Here is a 20,507-nt window from a genome sequence, read left to right as displayed (position 1 = left end):
CCTTTGCCAGGGGAGTCCACGTCCGTCGGACGTCAGGAGAGCGAGGGTGGAGTGAGCGCCACGACGAACGACGTCGTCGCCGTCGAGATCGCGGCCGAGCAGGCCCACGTCGACCGGGTCTACGACGAGCTGGCCAAGGCCGCCGACCGGGTCGGTCTCGTGCACGCCGAGGGCATGGCCCGCGGCCGGACCGAGCGGGCCGGCACGGGCGACCCGCGGGAGGAGGAGCTGGCCGGGCTGTTCGAACGGGACGCGCTGGTCTTCGCCGCCAACCGTCGCCGGGCCAGCCTCGAGCACCAGCACGAGGGCCTGGTGTTCGGGCGGCTCGACCTCGACCACGGCGCGGGCGAGCCGGGCACCGGCGAGCGGGAGGTGCGCTACGTCGGTCGGCTGGGCGTGCGCGACGACGACTACGAGCCGCTCGTCGTGGACTGGCGGGCGCCGGCGGCGGCACCCTTCTACCGGGCCACGCCCGTGGACCCCCAGGGGGTGCTGCGCCGGCGGGTCCTGCGCTGCCGCGGGGAGCAGGTCGTCGGGGTGGAGGACGACCTCATGGTCGCCGCCGCTCCCGAGGACCTCGTCGTCGTCGGCGACGGGGCCCTCATGGCTGCGCTGACGCGCAGCCGGGGCGAGCGCATGCGGGACATCGTCGCCACGATCCAGCAGCACCAGGACGAGGCCATCCGCGCCCCCGCGCGCGGGGTGACCGAGATCACGGGTGGACCGGGCACCGGCAAGACCGTGGTTGCCCTGCACCGCGCGGCCTACCTGCTCTACTCCGACCGCCGGCGGTACGAGGCGGGCGGCGTCCTGGTGGTCGGACCCTCGGCGGCGTACACGGCATACATCGAGCGGGTCCTGCCCTCGCTGGGGGAGGACACCGTGTCCCTGCGCTCGGTGGGGGACGTGGTCGGGGGGATGACCGCGACCGTGCTCGACGACCCGGCCACGGCCGCGCTCAAGGGCTCCCTGCGCATCCGTACCCTGCTCTCGCGGCTCACCCGCGAGCCGGTCCCCGACGCCCCGACCGAGCTGCGCGTCTTCGTCGCCGGGCACCCCGTCCGGCTGCGGCCGGCGGACCTGGAGAGGGCACGCCGGCAGGTGCTGCGCCACCACCACCGCAACACCTCCTACGACGCGGCGGTCGAGGCCCTGGCCGGGCTGGCCTGGGAGCAGGTGCAGCAGGGCGACCGCGCCGAGTTCGTCGACCGGTTCACCGACGCCGGGGACGTCGAGACGTTCGCGCGGGCCTGGTGGCGGCCGGTGGACCCGCGGGAGATGCTCCTGTGGCTCGTCGACGAGAACCTGGCCCGACGGCTCGGGGCATCCGTGGACGAGGCCCGGCTGCTGGCCGACTCCTACCGCCGGGCGCTGGACGACGGGCGGTGGTCGGTGGCCGACGTCGCGCTGGTCGACGACCTGCACGCCCGGCTGGGGCCGGTGGTCGACCTGCCGAGCGAGGAGCGGGGCTTCTACGAGATCGAGGAGCTCGACGACGCCAGCCAGTACGGCGTCGCCGCGCTGCGGGTGGGACGGGACGGCGACGGCCGACCGGACGGGGGCGCCGCGTCCGGCGGCCCCGGGTCCACCGACGGGAACGCCGGCGACGGCCACGCCCGCGTCTCCCGCGACCCCGTCGACCGGCTGACCGCCGGCCGGCTGGGAGGCGTGGAGGAGTACGCCCACGTCCTCGTCGACGAGGCGCAGGACATCTCCCCGATGCAGTGGCGCATGCTCGGCCGCCGGGGCCGGTGGGCCTCGTGGACCGTCGTGGGCGACCTCGCCCAGGCGTCCTGGGACGACCTCGAGGAGGCCGCCCGGGCGAGGGAGGAGGCGTTCGGGTCCTCCGTCCGGCGCGCCTTCCACATGGACACCAACTACCGCAACGCCCGGGAGATCTTCGACCACGCCGCACGCATGGTGCGCGAGCACGTGCCCGACGCCGACATCCCCCGGGCGGTGCGCGAGACCGGGCACCACCCGGCCGAGCTGGACGCCCCCGCGGAGGAGGTCGTGGCGACGGCGTCGTCGGCCGTGCGCGACCTGGTGTCCCAGGTGGAGGGCCAGGTCGCGGTGATCGCGCCCGACCGGTGGCGCGACCGGCTGACCCCGGTCCTCGACGCCGCGGACCGGGTCGTGCTCGTCGACCCCCTGTCGACGAAGGGTCTGGAGTACGACGCGACGCTTGTCGTGGACCCCGACGAGATCGTGGCGGAGTCGCCCGGAGGGGTGCGCGCCCTCTACGTCGTGCTCACCCGGGCGGCGCACCGCACGAGCATCCTGCGCCCTGTGGACGGTGCCGGGTCCGACGGGGGCTCCGACTAGTCTCGGGGACGTGACTACCGCCCTCTACCGCCGCTACCGGCCCGAGTCCTTCGCCGACGTCATCGGCCAGGAGCACGTGACCGAGCCGCTCGTGCAGGCGCTGCGGTCGGGCCGGGTCAACCACGCCTACCTGTTCTCCGGCCCCCGCGGGTGCGGCAAGACGACGAGCGCCCGGATCCTGGCGCGGTGCCTCAACTGCGAGCAGGGACCCACGCCCGAGCCCTGCGGCACGTGCGAGTCGTGCGTGGCGCTGGCCCGGGGCGGTCCCGGGTCGGTCGACGTGATCGAGATCGACGCCGCCAGCCACGGGGGCGTCGACGACGCGCGCGACCTGCGGGAACGCGCGGCCTTCGGGCCGGCCCAGGCGCGCTACAAGGTCTACATCATCGACGAGGCGCACATGGTGACGCCCAACGGCTTCAACGCCCTGCTCAAGGTCGTCGAGGAGCCGCCGCCCCACGTGAAGTTCATCTTCGCCACGACGGAGCCCGAGAAGGTGCTGGCCACCATCCGGTCCCGGACGCACCACTACCCCTTCCACCTGGTCCCCCCGCAGCGGCTGACGGCATACCTGGAGCAGGTGTGCGGGCAGGAGGGGGTCGCCCTCGAACCGGGGGTGCTCTCGTTCGTCACCCGGGCCGGCGGCGGGTCGGTGCGGGACTCCCTCTCGGTGCTCGACCAGCTCATGTCCGGGGCCGGCGAGGAGGGGCTGACCTACGAGCGGACCGCGGCCCTGCTCGGCTTCACCGACGTGGAGCTGCTCGACGGGATCGTCGACGCCGTCGCGGCCCGGGACGCCGCGACGGCCTTCGCCCAGGTCGGGCGGGTGATGGAGTCCGGGCACGACCCACGCCGCTTCGTCGAGGACCTGCTCGAGCGCTACCGGGACCTCATCGTGCTCTCCGCCGTCGGCGACGACGCCCCGGCCGCCGGCCTGCTGCCGGGGCTGCCCGCCGACCAGATCGACCGGATGCGCCACCAGGCCGCCGTGCAGGGGCCCGAGGCGCTCTCCCGCGCCGCGGACGTGGTCAGCCACGGTCTGTCCGAGATGAGCGGGGCGGTCTCCTCCCGGCTGCTCCTGGAGCTGCTGGTGGCCCGCCTGCTGCTGCCTGCCGCCTCCGGGGAGGAGGGGTACGGCGAACGCCTCGACCGGTTGGAGCGGAGGCTGGGTGCGGCGGAGGGCACGACGAGGACGGCGCCCCCGCAGGCGCGACCGGTCAGCCCCGAGCGGCAGCGGCCGGACCCGACGCCGGCCGACGACCAGCCCGCGCCCCCGGTCACCGCGGACCCCGCGCCCGCGGCCGGGCGTCCGCAGGCAGGGGATGGGCCGGTCCGCACGGGGACGGATGGGGACGACGGCCGACCTGCGGCCCCGGCGACCGCCCGGCTCGACACGGCGGCGCTGCGGCGGCAGTGGCCCGACGTCCTGGAGCGGGTCCGCACCATCAGCCGACGGACGTGGAGCGGCCTGCAGAAGGCCGTGCTCATCGACTACGACGGCGACCGGGTCCTCCTGGGGATGCCGGACCAGAACTGGATCCGGCACTTCATGGGCACCGCCCACGAGGAGACGCTGCGCCAGGCGCTGATCGAGTCGGTCGCCCTGGACACCCGGATCGAGGCCACCGTGGCGGGCGAGCCTCCAGGGCCTGACCCCGGGCCAGGCCCTGGAGGTGGACCTGGACCTGCCCCCGAGCCCGGGGGCCCGTCGTCGCCGCCGACGCCGGGCCAGGGCGGACCCCCGCCGGGTCAGGGCGGGCCTCCGCCGGTCCAGGACTCGCCGGGCGGGTCGCCGCAGCCGGCCCCGACGGCGCCCGCCGCGCCCGATGGCGTCCCGGGCCTGACGGACGCGCCGATGCGGGGACGGATCAGGACGCGCCCACGGGCCGGCGGGCAGGACGGCCGACCCGGTGCCCAGGGTCGTCAGCACCAGCAGGCCGCGCCTGGGGCAGGACCGGGGTCCGGGCCGGTCGCGGCACCAGGACCGGTGCCCGCGGGCGCGCCGTCGATGGCGGAGCAGCTCGGCGCGGTGGGGCGCGTCCCCGGCGCCGGAGGGGCCTCCGGGTGGGCCGGGGCACCGGGACCGGGCGGCGCCCCGGCCTGGGCGACCGCCCCTGCGCCCGAGGACGTCGCGCCGGCGGAGCCGGTCGGGCAGGGCGCCCGTCCGGGCGGCGCGGACGCCGGAGGTGGTGACGCCCCCAGCGTCGACGACGAGGACCTGGACGGTTCGGGTGCCGTCGGCCAGCCTGTCATCGAGTCCGTCCTGGGCGGCAGGGTCATCGCCATCAACGACGACCCCGTGGCCTGAGGAGGACGCCATGATCTACGAGGTCCTGCACCCGGTGGTCACCCCCCTCGCGACCGCGATCTTCAGACCCGAGGTGGTCGGTACCGAGCACGTGCCGGCGACCGGACCGGTCGTCCTGGCCAGCAACCACCTCTCCTTCGCCGACTCGGTGGTCATCCCGCTCACCGCCCCCCGGCAGGTCGCCTTCCTGGCCAAGTCCGACTACTTCACCGGGTCCGGGCTCAAGGGCTGGATCAGCCGTGAGTGGTTCACCGGCGTCGGCGCGATCCCGGTCGACCGCGACGACCCGCGGGCGGCCCAGCGGTCGTTGGACCTGGCCCTGGCCCACCTGCGGTCGGGCGGGGCGTTCGGGATCTACCCGGAGGGCACGCGCAGCCGTGACGGCCGGCTCTACCGCGGCCGGACCGGCGTGGCCTGGCTGGCCCTGCAGGCAGGCTGCCCCGTGGTCCCGGTGGCGCTCACCGGCACCGACCGGATCCAGCCGGTGGGGGCGAGGTTCCCCCGGCGGGCCAAGGTCCGGGTGGAGTTCGGCGCACCGATCCCGGTGGAGGGGCGGTTCGACGGCGTGCCGCTGGGCCGGGCCCGGCGCCGGCTGACGGACGAGGTGATGGCCGCGATCCTGGCCATGTCGGGCCAGGAGTGGGCCGGGGAGTACAACGAGCGGCAGCCGGAGCTGCCGGCATGAGGCCAGGGGCACCTCGGTGGCCGGTCGTGCTCTTCGACTTCGACGGCACGCTGGCCGACACCATCCCGCTGATCCTCGCCTCCTACCGCCACACCCTCGACTCGGTCGGCGACCCCGCCGGCGACGACGAGACCCGCGGCTGGATCGGCCGGGTGCTCCTCGAGGTGCTCGAGGAGCGTCACCCGGGGCGCGGGGAGGAGCTCGTCCGGCGCTACCGGGAGCACAACCTCGCCCACCACGACGCCCTCATCCGCCCCGTACCGGGGGCGGCGGGCCTCCTCGCGGACCTGGACCGGGCCGGGGTCCCCACCGCGGTGGTCTCGTCCAAGCGCGAGGAGACGGTGCGCCAGGGCATGCGGGTGACCGGTCTGCCCCCGCTGGACCACGTCGTGGGCATGGAGTCCACCCCGGTGCACAAGCCGCACCCGGCGCCCCTCCTGGAGGGCGCGCGGCGGCTCGGCGCCCGTCCCCAGGAGTGCGTCTACGTCGGTGACGCGTGGGTGGACGTCCACGCCGCGCGGGCGGCGGGGATGGCCAGCATCGCCGTGACGTGGGGCGCCGGCGAGGCCGCCGCCCTGGCGGAGGCCGACCACGTCGTGGACGACGTCGCGACGTTGCGGGCCGTGCTGCTGCCCGACCGGCGCACCGAGGCCTGACCGCCGGACCGCCGCCGGCGGCGGTGCACGCGTCCGCGCGGCGTCGGTCGGTGTCGGTGCGTCCGCCTAGAGTGGACCCTTGTGTACGAAGGAGTGGTCCAGGACCTGATCGACGAGCTCGGCCGGCTGCCCGGCGTCGGGCCCAAGGGTGCCCAGCGGATCGCCTTCCACCTGCTGTCCGCGGACCCGGACGAGGTGACCCGGCTGGCCGACGCCCTGGTGCAGGTGCGGGAGAAGGTCAGCTTCTGCCAGGAGTGCGGGAACGTGGCGGAGGGCGAGCGGTGCCGCATCTGCCTCGACCCCCGCCGGGACCCGGGGCTCATCTGCGTGGTGGAGCAGTCGCAGGACGTCGCCGCCATCGAACGGACCCGGGAGTTCCGGGGCCGCTACCACGTGCTGGGAGGGGCCATCAACCCGATCGGTGGGGTCGGGCCGGACGACCTGCGTGTCCGGGAGCTGGTCGCCCGGCTGGCCGACGGGCAGGTGCAGGAGGTCATCCTGGCCACCGATCCCAACCTCGAGGGGGAGGCGACCGCGACGTACCTCGCCCGTCTGCTCGTCCCCTACGAGGGCGTCCGGGTCAGCCGGCTCGCCTCCGGTCTGCCGGTGGGGGGAGACCTGGAGTATGCCGACGAGGTCACCCTGGGCAGGGCGTTCGAGGGTCGCCGGCTGCTGTCCGGCTAGCCGGACGCCCAGGGCCGGACGTTCTGTGGGCCGGAGCGATGTGACGAGCACGCCGCCGGCGGACCTGCGCCACGGACGCCGACGGGCCTAGGGTGGGGCCCATGAGCACCGACGGCCGGAACGACTGGGCGCCCCTGGCGGCGGAGACCGCCGAGGAGGTCCGGGCCTACTTCGCCGCGCTGGAGGGCGTCGCGGCGGGGGAGACGCCGGAGTCGGCGCTCCCGGTCCTGCTGCTGGCTCTCGGCCAGCTGAGCGCGACCGGCGCCCGGCTGGGCGCCCTCGTCGACGTGGTGCCGGTGGAGCGGTTCGAGCCGGACAGCGGACCCGAGGAGGACCTGGAGCGGATCCGGGTCGCCCTGCACCAGCTGCTCGGCGGGCTGGACGCCTACTGCGACCTGGCGGACCCCGTCGTGTCCGTGGAGGTGGTGAGCGGCTCGCTGGCGGCCGACCTGGTCAGCGTGGCCGCGGACCTCTCGCACGGGCTGCAGCACCACGACGCGGGCCGGCCCACCGAGGCGATGTGGTGGTGGCAGTTCAGCTACCTGTCGTCCTGGGGCGAACGGGCCGCGGCCGCGCTGCGGGTGCTGCTGACCCTGATGGCGCACGTCCGGCTGGACGCCGACGACGAAGAGGTCATGGAGGCCGAGATGGCCGCCCTGCACCAGGTCTGACCCCGCACCCACGAGGCACGATCCCCCAGGGTGCCCTCGCGGGGCTGCCCGGAGGACGGGTCAGGCGCCCTGGTGCGGCTCCTCGGCCAGCTCGTTCGGGCGGGTCGCCGGGTCGACGGGTGCCCCGGAGCGGTAGGCGGCCCGGCCCAGGTTGTTGGAGGCGACCGAGCTCATGATGATGAAGCCGAGGACGGCGATGACGACCTTCAGCAGGTCGAGCCAGGTGAAGCCGTTGGTCCGCACGTCCTCCACGAAGGCGCCCAGCACGATGAGCGGCAGACCCAGCCCGGTCGCGGCCGACAGCACGTTGATCCGGGACAGGCCGTCCCGGGCCTTGAGCATCGCGACGGCGCTGACCAGGACGAAGCCAGCCCCGGTCAGGCAGAGCAGACCGACGACGACGGTGACCAGCATCAGCGCCTCCCCCTCGTGAGGATCCGGGACAGCGCCACCGTGGCCAGGATGCCGACCAGCGAGGCGATGGCGGCCACGTCGAAGACGATCGAGGACCCCACGGCCAGGGCACCCATGACGATGATGCCGACGGCGCAGAAGTAGAGCAGGTCGCTGACCGCGGCCACCGAGGCGTCGTCCGTGGCGGTGTAGAGCCGCACCAGGCCCAGCACGGCGGCGACGACCAGCACGACGACGGTGGCGACGACGACGACCATCATGAGAGCCTCCCCTCCCAGCCGGGTCCCCGGGTCGTCCGCAGCACCCGGTCCTCCATGTGGCGGAGACCGGTGCGGATCTCCTCCGGGTCGGAGGCGTAGATGGCGTGGACGAAGAGCGTGGGTGGCGTGGTCCCGGCCGCGCTGGCGATCCCGACGGTGATGGTGCCCGGGGTGATCGTGATCGAGGAGGCCATCACGCTGATCTCCAGGTCGGTCGAGCAGCGCAGCGGCAGCTCCAGGATCGCAGGCTGCATGTCGACGCCGGGCAGCACCGCGTCCTTGGCCACGTCGAGCGCGCCCTTGACGATCTCACCTGTCAGCCAGACGGCGTAGCCGAGCACGCGCAGGGGGTTCATCATCGGCCCAGCACCGCCTCGACGTAGGGGGCGGTGTCGGTCAGGCCCTGGGCCGCCCGGGTGACCAGGGGCATCAGGACGCCCGCCCCGAAGAACATGGCCAGCTGGGTGCCGATCAACGTGGCACCGGGGGCCCACAGGCGCAGCGGAACGACCACGTCGTCGGTCAGCCGGGTCAGTCCGGCCCGCCCGGTCTCGGGGCTGTCCGGCCGGTAGTCCTCCATCGGCTGGCCCCAGAACACTCCGGCCCACAGCCGCTGCATGGCCACGAGGCTGACGACGGCGGCGACGAGGACGGTGGTCAGCAGGAGCCATCCCTCCCAGCGGGCCGCCCCGGCCGCGGCCCCGATGAGGGCCACCTTGCCGAAGAAGCCGGACGAGGCGGGGATGCCGACGAGGGAGAGCAGCCCGAAGGCCGTGAGGATGGCCACGGCCCGGTCCCGGTGGATCAGGCCGGAGAGCCGCTCGTAGCGGCCGCTGCCGTAGACCTGCTCGATGGCGCCGGCGAGCAGCAGCAGGCCGCCCATCGTCACGATGTGGTGGAGCATGTAGAAGAGCCCGGCGGCCAGCGACGCGGTCGTCGACAGGGCGACCCCGACCAGGATGTGCCCGACCCCGGCGACCATCTGCCAGGCCAGCGCCCGCCGGATGATGTGCTCCCCGAAGGTGCTCCAGGCCCCTACCGCGATGGTGACGGCCACGAGCACCACGAGCACGAGCGCCCAGGGGGCGGGTCCCTCGTAGAGCGTCGTGTAGACGCGGTAGATCGCGTAGAGCGCGACCTTGGTGTGCAGGGCCGAGAAGAGCGCCATGATGCCGGCGGAGGTGGCCGGGTAGGTCTGCGGCAGCCAGCCGTGGACGGGCACGACGGCACCCTTGACGGCCAGGGCCAGGAGCACCACGGCCCCGGCCAGCGTCAGGGCACGGTCGCCGGACGCCGCGTCCGCCAGCACGGCGAGGTTGACCGAGCCGGCGACGGCATACACCAATCCGACGCCGGTCAGCAGGGTCGCGCTGGTGAGCAGGTTGACGACCACGAACGTGCGGCCGATCCCGAGGCGTCGCCAGGTGCCCGTCACCGCGATGAGGGCGTAGGACGGCAGCAGCATCACCTCGACCATGACGAAGAGGTTGAACAGGTCGCCGGTGAGGAAGGCGCCGTTGACCCCGCCGTGCAGCATGAGCGCCAGCGGCGGGACGAACCGGTAGCGGTCCTCGCCGGTCGCCGTGAGGAACCACAGGGTGACCAGGGTGGCCAGGGAGGTCACCGCGAGCATGAGGGCCGAGAGGGTGTCGGACACGAACGGGATCGCCACGCCCGGCGCGAACGCCCCGACCTGGTGGGCGATCACCGGGACGGTCCGGTGCTCCAGCACCAGCAGCACGGCCGTGACGAGGGTCGCCGCGGGCACGGCGAGGAGAAGCACGCGCTGGACCACCCGGTGCCGGACGATGAGGAGCAGGCCGGCCGCCAGCAGCGGCACGGCGAGCAGGAGCGGGAGGACCGCGGGGTTCACGTCGCACGCTCCTCACCGGTCGGGGGCATCCGCTTGGTGTCGTCGTTGTGCCCGATCACGGCCAGGGCCAGCATGAGCACGGTGACGGCGAAGGCGATGACGATCGCGGTGAGCACGAAGGCGTGCGGCAGCGGGTCGGCGGCGGCGGTGGTGTCGACGCGGTCGGGAAGAGGCTCGCCCCGCCAGGCGCTCACCCCCGCGAGCATCAGGGTCAGGTTGGCGGCATGGCTCAGCAGCGCCAGCCCGAAGATGATGCGGACCATGCTGCGCTGCAGCAGGAGGTAGACCCCGCCGGTGACGAGGACGGCGATGGACACCGGGATGATCACGGTTCGCTCCTGTCGCCGAGGTTGCGCGGGGGAACCCCGTGGGTGAGGTAGGTGGTGCGGCGCCCGACCCGGCCCCGCCCCTTGGGGTCGGGACCGTCCGGGGCGCCCGCCGCGCGGGTGGCCGCCAGGGCCTTCTCCCGGTCGGCGAGCTCCCGCTCGGCCAGCTCCTCGGGGGTCTCGCCCCGGGTGGTGTCCATGGGACCGGCGAGCTCGCCCTCGACCGACTCGTCGGCCCGCTCGCGGGTCCGCTCACGCCCGCCGGCGGCGCCGAGCAGGTTGAAGGCCTCCATCACCAGGCCCAGGACGGCGGCGTAGACGCCCAGGTCGAAGAGCAGGGCCGAGGTGAGGTACAGGTCCCCGACGTATCCGCTGATCGGGGCGAGGAAGGAGCCCTTGGCCACGGTCCCCCAGAGCCCCGTGAGGATGGCGAGGGCCACCCCGCCGCCGATGAGCACCATGGGCAGCCGGGCCGGGCCGACGGCCTGGTCGCGGGCGGAGGACAGATAGACCAGGGCCACGACGGCCGAGCCGAGCAGGGCGGCGATGAACCCGCCCCCGGGGGCGTTGTGGCCCCGCCAGAAGAGGATGACCGAGATGATGACGAGCAGGGGGGCGGTCAGACGGACGAGCAGCTGCATGGGGACGGCGTTGCCCCAGGCCTGGTGGATCGCCCGGTCCGCGGCGCTCCCGCGGGGCCGCAGGGCGATGTCCGGGTCGGGCACCCAGCTGCGGTCCGTCTCGCGGGGAGGGTCGAGGTAGCGGTCGCGCACCGTGGACAGGATGGCGACCATGGCGGCGCCGGCCATTCCCAGGACGGTCAGCTCGCCGAGGGTGTCCAGGGCGCGGAACTCCACGAGGATCGTGTTGACGACGTTGTATCCGTGGGTGATCTCGGGGCCCTCGGTCAGGTAGTAGTCCGCGATCTCCGACCGCTCACGTCGGCCGGTGAGCGCGAAGGCGCCCAGGCCGAAGGCCAGACCCGTGGCGAGGGCCAGGCCCATCGCCGCCTTCTGGCCCAGCCTGGGGGACCGCCCGAAACGCAGGGGGAGCTTCTGCAGGACGAGCATGATCATGAGGATGGTCAGCGCCTCGACGAGGAGCTGGGTCAGGCCGACGTCGGGCCCGCCGAGGGAGAAGATCTGGACGGTGATGCCGACGCCCACCGCCGAGAGGCTCACGGTGGCCGCCAGCCGCGACTGGGAGATGGTCGTCCCGGCCACGCCGAGGACGATCACGACCAGTGCGACGAGGTCGGTCCACCGGTCCAGGTCGGGGTGCTGCTCGGCCAGGCTGCCGGTGAGGAGCAGCCCGGCGGAACCGCCGCCCAGGACGAGGGCGAGGGCGACGAGCACGGGGGAGACGTGGCGGGTGGGGTTGTCCGCGCGCACGAGGAGCGCGAGCTGCATACCCGCCCGCGCCACGGGCGCCACGAGGGTCGCGATGACCCCGGCGCCGTCGAGGCGGAACGTCTCCTTCTCCAGGGCCGGCATGAGGGTCCGGCGCCGGGCGATCACGACGAGGCCGACGGCGATGATGAGCAGGGTCGCCACCAGCTCGGCGTTGACGCCGTGCCACAGGGCCAGGTGGGTCTCGGGCTCCACGTGCGGCAGCGCGGCGGAGACCGCCCGGTCGACCGGGGTGTCGAGCACCCCGACCACGAGGGCCAGCGGCAGGCCGGCCAGGATCGGCAGCGCGGCGAAGATGCCCAGCGCCGGAGGGGTGGCGTGCAGGGGTGCGTCCTCGGGCCAGCGGTCCTGCCCGCGGCCGTCGACGAAGCCGTGGAAGACGATCTTGGCGCTGTAGGCGAAGGTGAGGACCGAGGCCAGGGCGCCGCCGACCAGTGCCGCCCACCCCGTCCAGGCGGGGCCGGGGGCCTCCAGCAGGGCGGTGAAGATCTTCTCCTTGGAGACGAAGCCCAGCATGGGCGGGATGCCGGCCATGGAGGCCGCGCCGAGCACGGTGGTCCAGAAGGCCAGCGGCATCGCCCTGCGCAGCTCGGGCAGGCGGCGGACGTCACGGGTCCCGGTGGAGTGGTCGATGACGCCGACCATCATGAACAGTCCGGACTTGAACAGGGCGTGGGCGATCGTGTGCAGCACGGCGGCCGCCAGGGCGTACTCGGTGCCCACCCCGATGGCGGCGACGATCAGCCCGAGCTGGCTGACCGTGGAGTAGGCCATGAGCTTCTTCAGGTCGGTCTTCTGCAGGGCGAAGAAGCCGCCGAGCGCGCAGGTGAGCAGGCCCACCGTGACGAGGGTGGCGTTCCAGACGGGCACGTCGTGGAACAGCGGCGAGAACCGCATGAGCAGGAAGATCCCGGCCTTGACCACGGCCGCGGCGTGCAGGTAGGCGCTGACCGGCGTGGCTGCGGCCATCGCGTCGGGAAGCCAGACGTGGAAGGGGAACTGGGCCGACTTGGTGAACGCCGAGAGCAGCACCAGGACGGCCACGCCGGTCGTCAGGCCCGGACGCTCGGCCCAGACCGGGTGCGCCAGCGCCTCCTGCAGGCCGGTGGTGCCGGTCGCTGCCACCATGATGCCCACCGCGGCGAGCAGCGTGAGCCCCCCGATGAAGGTGATGAGGAGGGTGCGCATCGAGGCGGCCTCGCCGGAGTAGCCGGAGCGGGCGATGAGCAGGAAGCTGGCCAGGGAGGTCAGCTCCCAGCACAGGAACAGCAGGATGAGGTCGTCGGCCAGGACCAGGCCGACCATCGCGAAGGTGAAGCCGACGAGGTAGAGGTAGAACGTCAGGTTGCGGCCCGGCGAGAGGTAGGCGGTCGAGTAGGACAGCACGACCGCGCCGATGAGCAGGGCGATCGCCGTGAAGACGACGCCGATCCCGTCGGCCCGCAGGGAGAGCTCCAGCCCCAGGTCGGGCACCCAGGGGGTGCTCCAGGCCACGGTCTCCCCGGCCATCACCCGGCTGGCGACGGGCCAGAACACGGCGGCGGCGACGAGGTAGATCGCGGCCAGCGGCCACCCGGCGTGCCGGCCGAGGGTGCGGGTGAGTGGGAAGCTCGCCAGCACGGCGAGCGCGCACACGGCGAGGGTCCACACCATGCTCATGACGCCGGCCCGTGGGCGCTGCCGACGACCGTCGGACAGGTTCGGCGGCGACGACGCATGGCGGGGAGTCTAACAATCGGCCCGCTCCCTCCCGGGAGCCGCTCCGGACGCGGGGGTCAGCGCCTCCCCGGGCATGCCGACGGGGCGCCGGACCGGTGGTCCGACGCCCCGCGGGTCGCTGCGGCGGGGTGGCTCAGGAGGCCACGATCAACCCGGAGGTCGCGCTGCGGGCACGCTCCAGGCGCTGGCTCACGTCGCTCCAGTTGACGACGTTCCACCAGGCCGAGACGTAGTCGGCCTTGACGTTCTTGTACTGCAGGTAGAAGGCGTGCTCCCACATGTCCAGCATGAGCAGGGGCGTCTGGCCGATCGGCACATTGCCCTGCTGGTCCCACAGCTGGAAGACCAGCGGCTGCTGCGCGATGGAGTCCCAGGACAGCACGGCCCAGCCGGACCCCTGGATCGTGGTGCCGGCGGCCTCGAACTGGCCCTTGAACCCCTCGAAGGAGCCGAAGTGCTGGTCGATCATCGCGGCGACCTCGCCGTCGGGACGGTCGCCGCCCTCGGGGGACATGTTCTGCCAGAAGACCGAGTGGTTGGTGTGCCCGCCCAGGTTGAACGCGAGGTTCTTCTCCAGCATCGGCACGGTGCCGAAGTCGCCCGAGTCGCGGGCCGCGGCGAGCTTCTCGAGCGCGGTGTTGGCCCCGTCCACGTAGGCCTTGTGGTGCTTGGAGTGGTGCAGCTCCATGATCTCGGCGCTGATGTGCGGCTCGAGGGCTGCGTAGTCGTAGGGAAGGTCGGGAAGGGTGTACGTGCTCACGGCAATCTCTCCTGATCTGGCCGGATAGCGGACCTGCTCGACTATAGCCGCGGGTCCGGCCGCCCGCCCGAGGAGGGCCGGTCGGCGGCGGGGGCCGGAGGCTGATGTGACCTGCTGCGAGTTGTGTGGCATGGTGGGCCGCCGGTCGACGGGCGTCCCCCCTGGGGACGGGACGTCGGCCGAGGTGTGTGGGCCCGGCTGGGCGCGCCGGGGCCGACCGTCGTCCCCGGGTGCTGGACCGTCGTGGGGCCCCGCCGTCGCAGGAAGAAGTTCCGTGTGCAGCACCCTGTGCTGCGCCCGCCGCGCGTCCGTCGCCGCGGCGTGACCGTGCTGGCCGACCGAAGGACGTGACGCATGCCGCTCGACACCGAGGCGACCCCGCTGGGCATCGGGGCCGTCGCCCTGCTCCTGGCCCTCTTCTACGGGGGGACGCTGCTGATGTCGCTCAGCATCCGGCGCCGGAAGGAGAACGCCGACAGGTACATGACGGCGGGCAACAACATCGGCTTCGGCATCTCCGCCGCGTCGATGACCGCCACCTGGATCTGGGCGTCGTCGATGTACGCCTCGGTGACGGCGGGCTACACCTACGGCGTCTCCGGGCCGATCCACTACGGCCTGTGGGGTGCGTTGATGATCCTGTTCATCTATCCCTTCGGCCGCCGGATCCGCACGGTGGCACCGCGGGCGCACACGCTGGCCGAGGTGATGTATGCCCGTCACGGCCGCTCGTCGCAGCTCATGCTGGCCGGGTCCAACGTGCTCGGCTCGTTGATCTCGCTCACCTCGAACTTCATCGCCGGCGGTGCGCTCATCGCCGTGCTCTCCCCGCTCAACTTCGGGGCAGGCATCCTCGTCGTCGCCGGCGGCGTGCTGCTCTACACGCTCTGGTCCGGCTTCCGGGCCTCGGTGCTCACCGACTTCGCGCAGGTGGTGGCGATGCTGGGGGCAGCGGTCGTGGTGATCCCGGTCGTGTTCTTCGCCGCGGGCGGTCCGGGGATGTTCGAGGCGGGCGTGGCCGCCGGCCACGTGACGCCCCAGCAGGAGAGCTTCTTCTCCTCGGAGGCGTTCATGAACCAGGGGGCGCCCTACATCGCCGCCGTGCTGGCCTACGCGATCGGCAACCAGACCATCGCCCAGCGGCTGTTCGCGGTCCGGGAGGACCTCATCCGTCCCACGTTCGTCACGGCCACGGTGGGCTACGGAGCCACCGTGATCGGGATCGGGATGCTGGGCGTCATGGCGCTCTACCTCGGCATCGACCCGATGGGCGGGGACGTCAACAACCTCATGCCGCAGATGGTGAGCACCTACCTGGGTCCGGTGCTGCTGGCCGTGGCCTTCCTCATGATCATCGGGTCGCTCTCCTCGACCGCGGACTCCGACCTGTCCGCGCTGTCCTCGATCGTCATGGCCGACATCTACGGCCAGTCCGTCGGTCGGCGTGCGGCGGACCCCCGCACCATGCTGCTCATCGGGCGGCTGACGATGATCGTGGCCACCGCGGCGGCGCTGTACTTCGCGACCAGCCAGTTCAACATCCTCGACCTGCTCGTCTTCGTGGGTGCCCTGTGGGGCTGTCTCGTCTTCCCGGTCATCGCCAGCTTCTACTGGCCCAAGGTCACCAACGCCGCCTTCACGGTGTCCGTCCTGGCGGCGCTGGCGTTCTTCCTGCCGGTCCGGTTCGGGTGGCTGCCCGCCGTCGGGGCCTGGGGCCTGGCCGTCGAGCTGCTGGCCACGATCGGCATCGGCGTGGTGCTCGGCATCATGGCGTTCGGCTTCTTCGGGCTCCGCCCGGCCGTGATGACCGGCACGCTCGCGGTCGCGGTGTCGGCCCCGTTCACGTTCTTCTTCCTGCGCGACTACGAGGTGCTGTCCGGGTCTCTGGTCGCGTATGCGGTGTCCTTCCTGGTCTGCTACCTCATGTCGGTCCGTTCCGGTCAGGACTTCGACTTCGAGCGCATCCAGCACGTGACCGGCAACTTCGACGACACCTCCACCGCCGAGCAGGAGGACCCGGACGAGGACCCCGACGACCTCGTCCTCGCCTCCGACCGGCCCGGCCCCCGTTCCTGACTCCCGAGGAGAACCACCATGACTGCACTCCTGACCACCTACGTGCTCATCTGGCCAGTCGTCGTCCTGGCCGTCCTGCTGGTCGTCGTGGGCGCGTTCGCCCGCGACGTCCGTCGCGCCCGGAAGGCCGGACGGCGGGTGATCTGACCGGACCCGCTGCCTGCTGACCGGCCTGCGCTGCCCCACGGCGAGGGCGGACCGGGCGCACGCGGGTGCCCTCCAGCACACTGGGGCCATGAACCGCTCGCGCGCCACGGACCTGGCCATCGGTGCCCTCGGGATGCTGCTGCTGTTCGTGCTGGCGCTCGTCGTGCTGTGGTGGGCCGTGTCGACGCCTGCCGCCGACAGCGTCGACCGGACCGGACCGACCAGCGCCGACGACCGTCAGGCCGCGTCGACGGACGGCCCTCCCGCGGACCTCGCCGACGACGAGATCTGGCTGGGCGGGGTGGACGTCGTGGCCGGGACGGTCGTTCTCCCCGACTCGACCCTGCGCGACGTCGAGGCGGTCGCCCACGGGGTCCGCTCCGGGGAGGTGGGGCTGGTCGCGGACAGCCTGGAGGTGCAGGCGACGGTGCCCTTCGCGGACGTGGCGGCCGACCTCGGCGGGGACTCCGTGGTCCGCCCGGCGGAGGACGGGCAGGCGGCGGTCGTGCGCACCGTGGAGGTGCTGGGCCGGGACGCGACCGTCGTCGCCACCGGCACGGTGGACGTCGTCGGAGGGCTGCTGGTGGTGGAGCCGACGTCCATCGACCTGGGCGGCCCCGACCTGCTCTCCCGGACGGTGGCGGCGGTGGTGCGCCGCTTCGCCACCATCGAGCACCCGATCGAGGGCCTGCCGGAGAACCTCGTGCTGCAGGACGTCACCGTCCAGGACGACGGGTTCCGCGCGGACCTCTCCGGCAGGGACGTCGTCCTGGCCGGAACGGTGCTGCCCTAAGAAGCGTGCGCCCGGGCCCTAACCTCAAGGGTTCGCGTGAGCGGCGCAGGTCGGTCGCGCCGGGCGATCCTGCGGTACAGACGGCCCGGCGGACCGACAAGGACCGGCCCGGACTGCGTTCTGGCGAGTCAGGGCCGGTCATCGTGCAGCCTGGGTGACATCTCACGGCACGTTCATGGCACGAAAGGCGGCGGCATGGCACGCGATCGACGGTTCGGCTCGGTGCGCCGTCTGCCGTCGGGGAAGTGGCAGGCCCGCTACACGTGGGAGGCGCTGGAGCACAAGGCGCCGCGCACGTTCGCGAGCAGGGACGCGGCGGAGGCCTGGCTGCGGACCAAGTGCACGGAGCTGGGACCCGGGTGGATCCTGACTCGGGAGAGGCGACGCCGGTCGGTGGCCCTCAGCGAGTACGCGCAGGGGTGGCTGGAGGAACGGCAGGACCTCAAGCTGCGGACCAGGGTGTTCTACGCCGGCCAGCTCGACCGTTCGCCGCCCCAGCTGCGGGCCGCCGTGCTCCTGTCCGCCTGGGGTGGGGCTCCGCTGGGGTGAGGTGGCGGAGCTGCGACGCAAGGACCTGTCCGGCAACGTCGTCCATGTGACCCGCGCCGCCACGCTGCCGTCCGCGATCATGCCCGCGATCCAGGCGCACCTGGACGCGATGGAGGACAAGCGACGGGACGCGCTGCTGTTCCACGCCAGGAGCAACCCGGGCCCAGCACCTGGCCGTGTCGACCCTCAACAAGGCATGGCACCCCGCGTGGGCAGCGGCCGGGCGTCCGGACCTGCGCTGGCACGACCTGCGACATACGGGAGCGGTGTTCGCGGCGCAGGCGGGAGCGACGCTGGCTGAGCTCATGGCTCGGCTCGGCCACTCGACGCACAAGGCGGCCCTGCGCTACCAGCACGCCGCGGCGGACAGGGACGCCAGGATCGCGGAGGCGCTCTCGGCGATGGTCGAGGCGGGTTCGCCGCGTCGCGACGGACTGTGAACGTCGCCTTGCCCCCCAATGCCTGGCCGAACGCGCCCCTGCGGGGTCTGTTGTGTTTTTGGTGTTTGCCCTGAGTAGAGACATGGAGAACGACAAGCTGATGAAGACGGGGGCGGTCGCCGAGGCGCTCGGCGTCTCGCGTCAGCACGTCGTCGACCTGTGCGAGCGGGGCGACCTGCCCAGCATCAGGGTGGGGGCGCACCGCAGAGTCAGACGCTCTGACGTCGAGGCCCTGCTCGACGCCCAGTCGATGACGGAGGAGCAGCGCAAGCAGCTGTGGATGCACCAGGCGATGCTCACCCACCTGCTCACCAGGCCGGACGAAGTCATGGGGCTGGCACGAGAGAACATCCGGCGCTGGAGCTCCATGCATCGGGCGGACGGCCGAACGGTCGAGTACCTCCGTGAGTGGGACAGCATCCTCGCCCGGGGACTTGAACAGACGGTCGGCACGATCCTCAGCACCAGCCCCCGGGCGCGCGAGCTGCGCCAGAACTCCCCGTTCGCCGGCGTCCTGAGCCAGACCGAACGGACCCAGGCGCTGCGTACCTTCCGCGAGAAGCGCGCGCCGGCGGCATGAACCGCCAGCAGCTGGCACGCCTGCTCATGGCTGCCTGCGACGTCACCAAGGACCCGGAGGTCCTGGTCATGGGCTCGCAGGCAGTCCTCGGCACGTGGGACGAGGACGAGCTTCCGCCCGAGGCCACGGCGTCCATGGAGGTCGGCATCGCCTTCCTGGACGACGGCCCGGACCGCAAGAAGGCCGACATGGTCGAGGGTGCTATTGGTGCGCTCTCGCAGATGCACGCGGCCGAGGGGATCTATGCCGAGGGCATCTCGGTGAGCACGTCGATACTTCCCGACGGTTGGCAGGCCCGCCTGCGCACCTGGGGCCTGGCCTCATCTGCTCCCGCTCGCCCTCTGTTCCTTGAGCCCCATGACCTCTGTGTCGCCAAGCTCATGGCCGGCCGGGAGAAGGACTATGAGTTCATCGGTGCGCTCATCTCCGCGGCGATGGTCCAGCCGAGGATCATCGAGGAGCGGTTAGCGATGCTGTCGACAGAGACGCACAAGGTCGCCATCGCGCGTGCACTCCGGTTCGTGCAGCGGTCGGTATCGGCTCCAGACCGCAGGCCCCCGGCTTGACCCGGACGGCAGCCGCAGGCTCGGCCCGCGCTTCGGTAACGCCGGGCCACCCCTGAGGTCTGATCCGGGCCCGCTTCTGACGGCTGCACCCATCTCGGCGTCGGCCACGGTGGCGCAGTTGGGATGCAGAATCGCGGCTGAGCCCGGCTGCAGCGTTAGCAGGCCGTGTACAGGAGCGACACCGCAGCGGCAAATGCGGATGTCCGCAGTGGTCGCTCATCCACTACCTAGCCAGGCCGAGGAAAGCCATGAGGGCGCGTTCGACCTCCACGAGACTTTCGGGCGCCAGGCGGCCAACGCGCGTACCGACGTTCTGACGGCGGACTGTGGTGACCTTGTCGATCATGACCTGGCTGTCGTGCTGCAGACCGGTGAGATCATCGGCGGCGACGCGTACGCGAAGCAGAGGGGCATCGACCAGCGTCGTCGTCAGGGGCGCCACGGTCACCGAGGCAGTGCCCTCGAAGAGGTCGTCCTGCACGATCAGTGCGGGTCTCGGCTTGGAGGCGTAGACACCCCCGGCGACGGTCCACAGCTCGCCGCGCCTCACTCCTCGTCCCAGCGGGCGGTGACGGCTTCGACGAACTCCTGGTCATCGGACTGCTCGTCCGCCCTCGCGACCAGGTCCGCCTGGCGTTCGGCCTCCTGCGCAAAACGCTCGCTACGCACGTCCGGCACCCAGATCTGCACGGGTCGAAGGCCGCGTGCGCGCATCCTGCGCCGGTACTCGCTGACTCGATGCTTCACCGTCATGCCAACCACGTTACATGTAACGAAGGTACAGCGGAAGGAGGCTACGTCCCAGCGCCCGAAGACTCGGGTCCCAAACCTCGACAGCCGAGCGACCAGCGGCATTTACAGAGTGGCGGCGTCGACCTCACTGGCGGCTGGGTGATGCGGAGGACAGTTCGTGGATGAAATAGCAGGAGGCACCATCTGACTGGGCCAAATCATCCCCAATAGATACGTATCGGGAATCGCCTTCTTCATCCACCGAAAGCCGGACCGTTCCCCCGTCGCTGAGCCCGGCTCGCGCCTCGTGCAAGATGTCCTGGACGGTCATCGCATCAGACTTCGCCAGATCTGCCAGGCAGGCCGCATCGACAAGGTCCTTACCGATGAGCGTGCTGACGCTCAGCGGGTCTGCGTGGGTCGAGGGGCTCTCACGGCGTGGGCCGGCGGTCACGCGCCTCAGCGTCTGTCGGCCGGCGAGGGTCGACGTGCTTCTGGCGCGGCCCGCCACCGGGGTCCGGGGGCCCCAGAGCT

23 protein-coding genes are annotated in these 20,507 nt (G+C 72.6%); 13 read left to right on the top strand and 10 right to left on the bottom strand.

The annotated features are described in order from the left end of the window. The first annotated feature begins 51 nt into the window (after positions 1-51). The 6 genes from FJR00_RS00765 to FJR00_RS00740 all read left to right on the top strand — a co-directional run bounded on the left by FJR00_RS00765 (position 52) and on the right by FJR00_RS00740 (position 7,329). On the top strand, positions 52-2,325 hold the full coding sequence (locus FJR00_RS00765; RefSeq protein WP_141337028.1) for a HelD family protein: 2,274 nt from the start codon (positions 52-54) through the stop codon (positions 2,323-2,325). A 10-nt stretch (positions 2,326-2,335) separates the two neighbouring features. Further along, entirely contained in the window at positions 2,336-4,633 is a 2,298-nt protein-coding gene (locus FJR00_RS00760; protein WP_141337027.1) for a DNA polymerase III subunit gamma and tau, read from the top strand. Between the two features lie 10 nt (positions 4,634-4,643). Beyond that, positions 4,644-5,318 carry a lysophospholipid acyltransferase family protein gene (locus FJR00_RS00755; RefSeq protein ID WP_075958105.1) on the top strand — a complete coding sequence of 225 codons (675 nt, stop codon included), beginning with the start codon at positions 4,644-4,646 and terminating at the stop codon, positions 5,316-5,318. Beyond that, a complete protein-coding gene (locus FJR00_RS00750; RefSeq protein WP_141337026.1) occupies positions 5,315-5,974 on the top strand; it encodes an HAD family hydrolase in 660 nt (219 codons plus the stop codon). The genes FJR00_RS00755 and FJR00_RS00750 overlap by 4 nt, the downstream gene beginning before the upstream one ends. 81 nt (positions 5,975-6,055) lie before the next feature. After that, entirely contained in the window at positions 6,056-6,658 is a 603-nt protein-coding gene (gene recR / locus FJR00_RS00745) for a recombination mediator RecR (RefSeq protein ID WP_141337025.1), read from the top strand. A gap of 101 nt (positions 6,659-6,759) precedes the next feature. Next, on the top strand, positions 6,760-7,329 hold the full coding sequence (locus FJR00_RS00740) for a DUF5063 domain-containing protein (RefSeq protein WP_075958103.1): 570 nt from the start codon (positions 6,760-6,762) through the stop codon (positions 7,327-7,329). 60 nt (positions 7,330-7,389) lie between these two features. On the opposite strand, the gene FJR00_RS00735 is transcribed toward FJR00_RS00740, so the two are convergent. The 7 genes from FJR00_RS00735 to FJR00_RS00705 all read right to left on the bottom strand — a co-directional run bounded on the left by FJR00_RS00735 (position 7,390) and on the right by FJR00_RS00705 (position 14,090). Continuing rightward, positions 7,390-7,743 (bottom strand): cation:proton antiporter, encoded by a 354-nt coding sequence (locus FJR00_RS00735; protein WP_141337024.1) that lies wholly within the window; start codon positions 7,741-7,743, stop codon positions 7,390-7,392. Next, positions 7,743-8,003: a monovalent cation/H+ antiporter complex subunit F gene (locus tag FJR00_RS00730; RefSeq protein WP_075958101.1), complete on the bottom strand. Its 261-nt coding sequence runs from the start codon at positions 8,001-8,003 to the stop codon at positions 7,743-7,745. The genes FJR00_RS00735 and FJR00_RS00730 overlap by 1 nt, the downstream gene beginning before the upstream one ends. Next, positions 8,000-8,362: a Na+/H+ antiporter subunit E gene (locus FJR00_RS00725; RefSeq protein ID WP_237770151.1), complete on the bottom strand. Its 363-nt coding sequence runs from the start codon at positions 8,360-8,362 to the stop codon at positions 8,000-8,002. Before FJR00_RS00725 ends, FJR00_RS00730 begins: the two co-directional genes overlap by 4 nt. Next, positions 8,359-9,876 carry a proton-conducting transporter transmembrane domain-containing protein gene (locus tag FJR00_RS00720; RefSeq protein ID WP_075958099.1) on the bottom strand — a complete coding sequence of 506 codons (1,518 nt, stop codon included), beginning with the start codon at positions 9,874-9,876 and terminating at the stop codon, positions 8,359-8,361. The genes FJR00_RS00725 and FJR00_RS00720 overlap by 4 nt, the downstream gene beginning before the upstream one ends. Beyond that, positions 9,873-10,205 (bottom strand): sodium:proton antiporter, encoded by a 333-nt coding sequence (locus FJR00_RS00715; RefSeq protein WP_141337023.1) that lies wholly within the window; start codon positions 10,203-10,205, stop codon positions 9,873-9,875. The genes FJR00_RS00720 and FJR00_RS00715 overlap by 4 nt, the downstream gene beginning before the upstream one ends. Beyond that, positions 10,202-13,270: a DUF4040 family protein gene (locus FJR00_RS00710; RefSeq protein WP_141337022.1), complete on the bottom strand. Its 3,069-nt coding sequence runs from the start codon at positions 13,268-13,270 to the stop codon at positions 10,202-10,204. Before FJR00_RS00710 ends, FJR00_RS00715 begins: the two co-directional genes overlap by 4 nt. 193 nt (positions 13,271-13,463) lie before the next feature. After that, a complete protein-coding gene (locus FJR00_RS00705; RefSeq protein WP_181409427.1) occupies positions 13,464-14,090 on the bottom strand; it encodes a superoxide dismutase in 627 nt (208 codons plus the stop codon). 354 nt (positions 14,091-14,444) lie between these two features. Between FJR00_RS00705 and FJR00_RS00700 the strand changes: the two genes are divergently transcribed. From FJR00_RS00700 to FJR00_RS00675, 7 genes are all read left to right on the top strand, one after another. Beyond that, on the top strand, positions 14,445-16,166 hold the full coding sequence (locus tag FJR00_RS00700; protein ID WP_141337020.1) for a sodium:solute symporter family protein: 1,722 nt from the start codon (positions 14,445-14,447) through the stop codon (positions 16,164-16,166). 18 nt (positions 16,167-16,184) lie between these two features. After that, the gene (locus FJR00_RS16100; protein ID WP_238330220.1) at positions 16,185-16,313 is read left to right on the top strand and encodes a putative transporter small subunit; all 129 of its coding nucleotides are present in this window, start codon (positions 16,185-16,187) and stop codon (positions 16,311-16,313) included. 88 nt (positions 16,314-16,401) lie between these two features. Beyond that, positions 16,402-17,106 carry an LmeA family phospholipid-binding protein gene (locus tag FJR00_RS00695; protein WP_141337019.1) on the top strand — a complete coding sequence of 235 codons (705 nt, stop codon included), beginning with the start codon at positions 16,402-16,404 and terminating at the stop codon, positions 17,104-17,106. Positions 17,107-17,301: 195 nt separating this feature from the next. Next, positions 17,302-17,655: a hypothetical protein gene (locus FJR00_RS00690; protein WP_141337018.1), complete on the top strand. Its 354-nt coding sequence runs from the start codon at positions 17,302-17,304 to the stop codon at positions 17,653-17,655. Between the two features lie 170 nt (positions 17,656-17,825). Then, positions 17,826-18,095 (top strand): tyrosine-type recombinase/integrase, encoded by a 270-nt coding sequence (locus FJR00_RS00685; RefSeq protein WP_141337017.1) that lies wholly within the window; start codon positions 17,826-17,828, stop codon positions 18,093-18,095. An 82-nt stretch (positions 18,096-18,177) separates the two neighbouring features. Continuing rightward, a complete protein-coding gene (locus FJR00_RS00680; RefSeq protein ID WP_141337016.1) occupies positions 18,178-18,675 on the top strand; it encodes a helix-turn-helix domain-containing protein in 498 nt (165 codons plus the stop codon). Continuing rightward, on the top strand, positions 18,672-19,241 hold the full coding sequence (locus FJR00_RS00675; RefSeq protein ID WP_141337015.1) for a hypothetical protein: 570 nt from the start codon (positions 18,672-18,674) through the stop codon (positions 19,239-19,241). Before FJR00_RS00680 ends, FJR00_RS00675 begins: the two co-directional genes overlap by 4 nt. A 223-nt stretch (positions 19,242-19,464) precedes the next feature. Here the strand turns inward: FJR00_RS00675 and FJR00_RS00670 are convergent, their stop codons facing one another. The 3 genes from FJR00_RS00670 to FJR00_RS00660 all read right to left on the bottom strand — a co-directional run bounded on the left by FJR00_RS00670 (position 19,465) and on the right by FJR00_RS00660 (position 20,427). Further along, positions 19,465-19,791, bottom strand: coding sequence for a type II toxin-antitoxin system PemK/MazF family toxin (locus FJR00_RS00670; RefSeq protein ID WP_097187942.1), 327 nt, complete (start codon positions 19,789-19,791; stop codon positions 19,465-19,467). Then, the gene (locus FJR00_RS00665) at positions 19,788-19,994 is read right to left on the bottom strand and encodes an antitoxin MazE-like protein (RefSeq protein WP_141337014.1); all 207 of its coding nucleotides are present in this window, start codon (positions 19,992-19,994) and stop codon (positions 19,788-19,790) included. Before FJR00_RS00665 ends, FJR00_RS00670 begins: the two co-directional genes overlap by 4 nt. A 124-nt stretch (positions 19,995-20,118) precedes the next feature. Next, positions 20,119-20,427, bottom strand: coding sequence for a hypothetical protein (locus tag FJR00_RS00660; RefSeq protein ID WP_141337013.1), 309 nt, complete (start codon positions 20,425-20,427; stop codon positions 20,119-20,121). Between the last annotated feature and the right edge of the window lie 80 nt (positions 20,428-20,507).

Source organism: Ornithinimicrobium kibberense (assembly GCF_006519705.1).
Lineage (GTDB): Bacteria > Actinomycetota > Actinomycetes > Actinomycetales > Dermatophilaceae > Ornithinicoccus > Ornithinicoccus kibberensis.
Note: the sequence above shows the minus strand (reverse complement) of the source record. Positions and strands in the feature narration are given on the sequence as shown.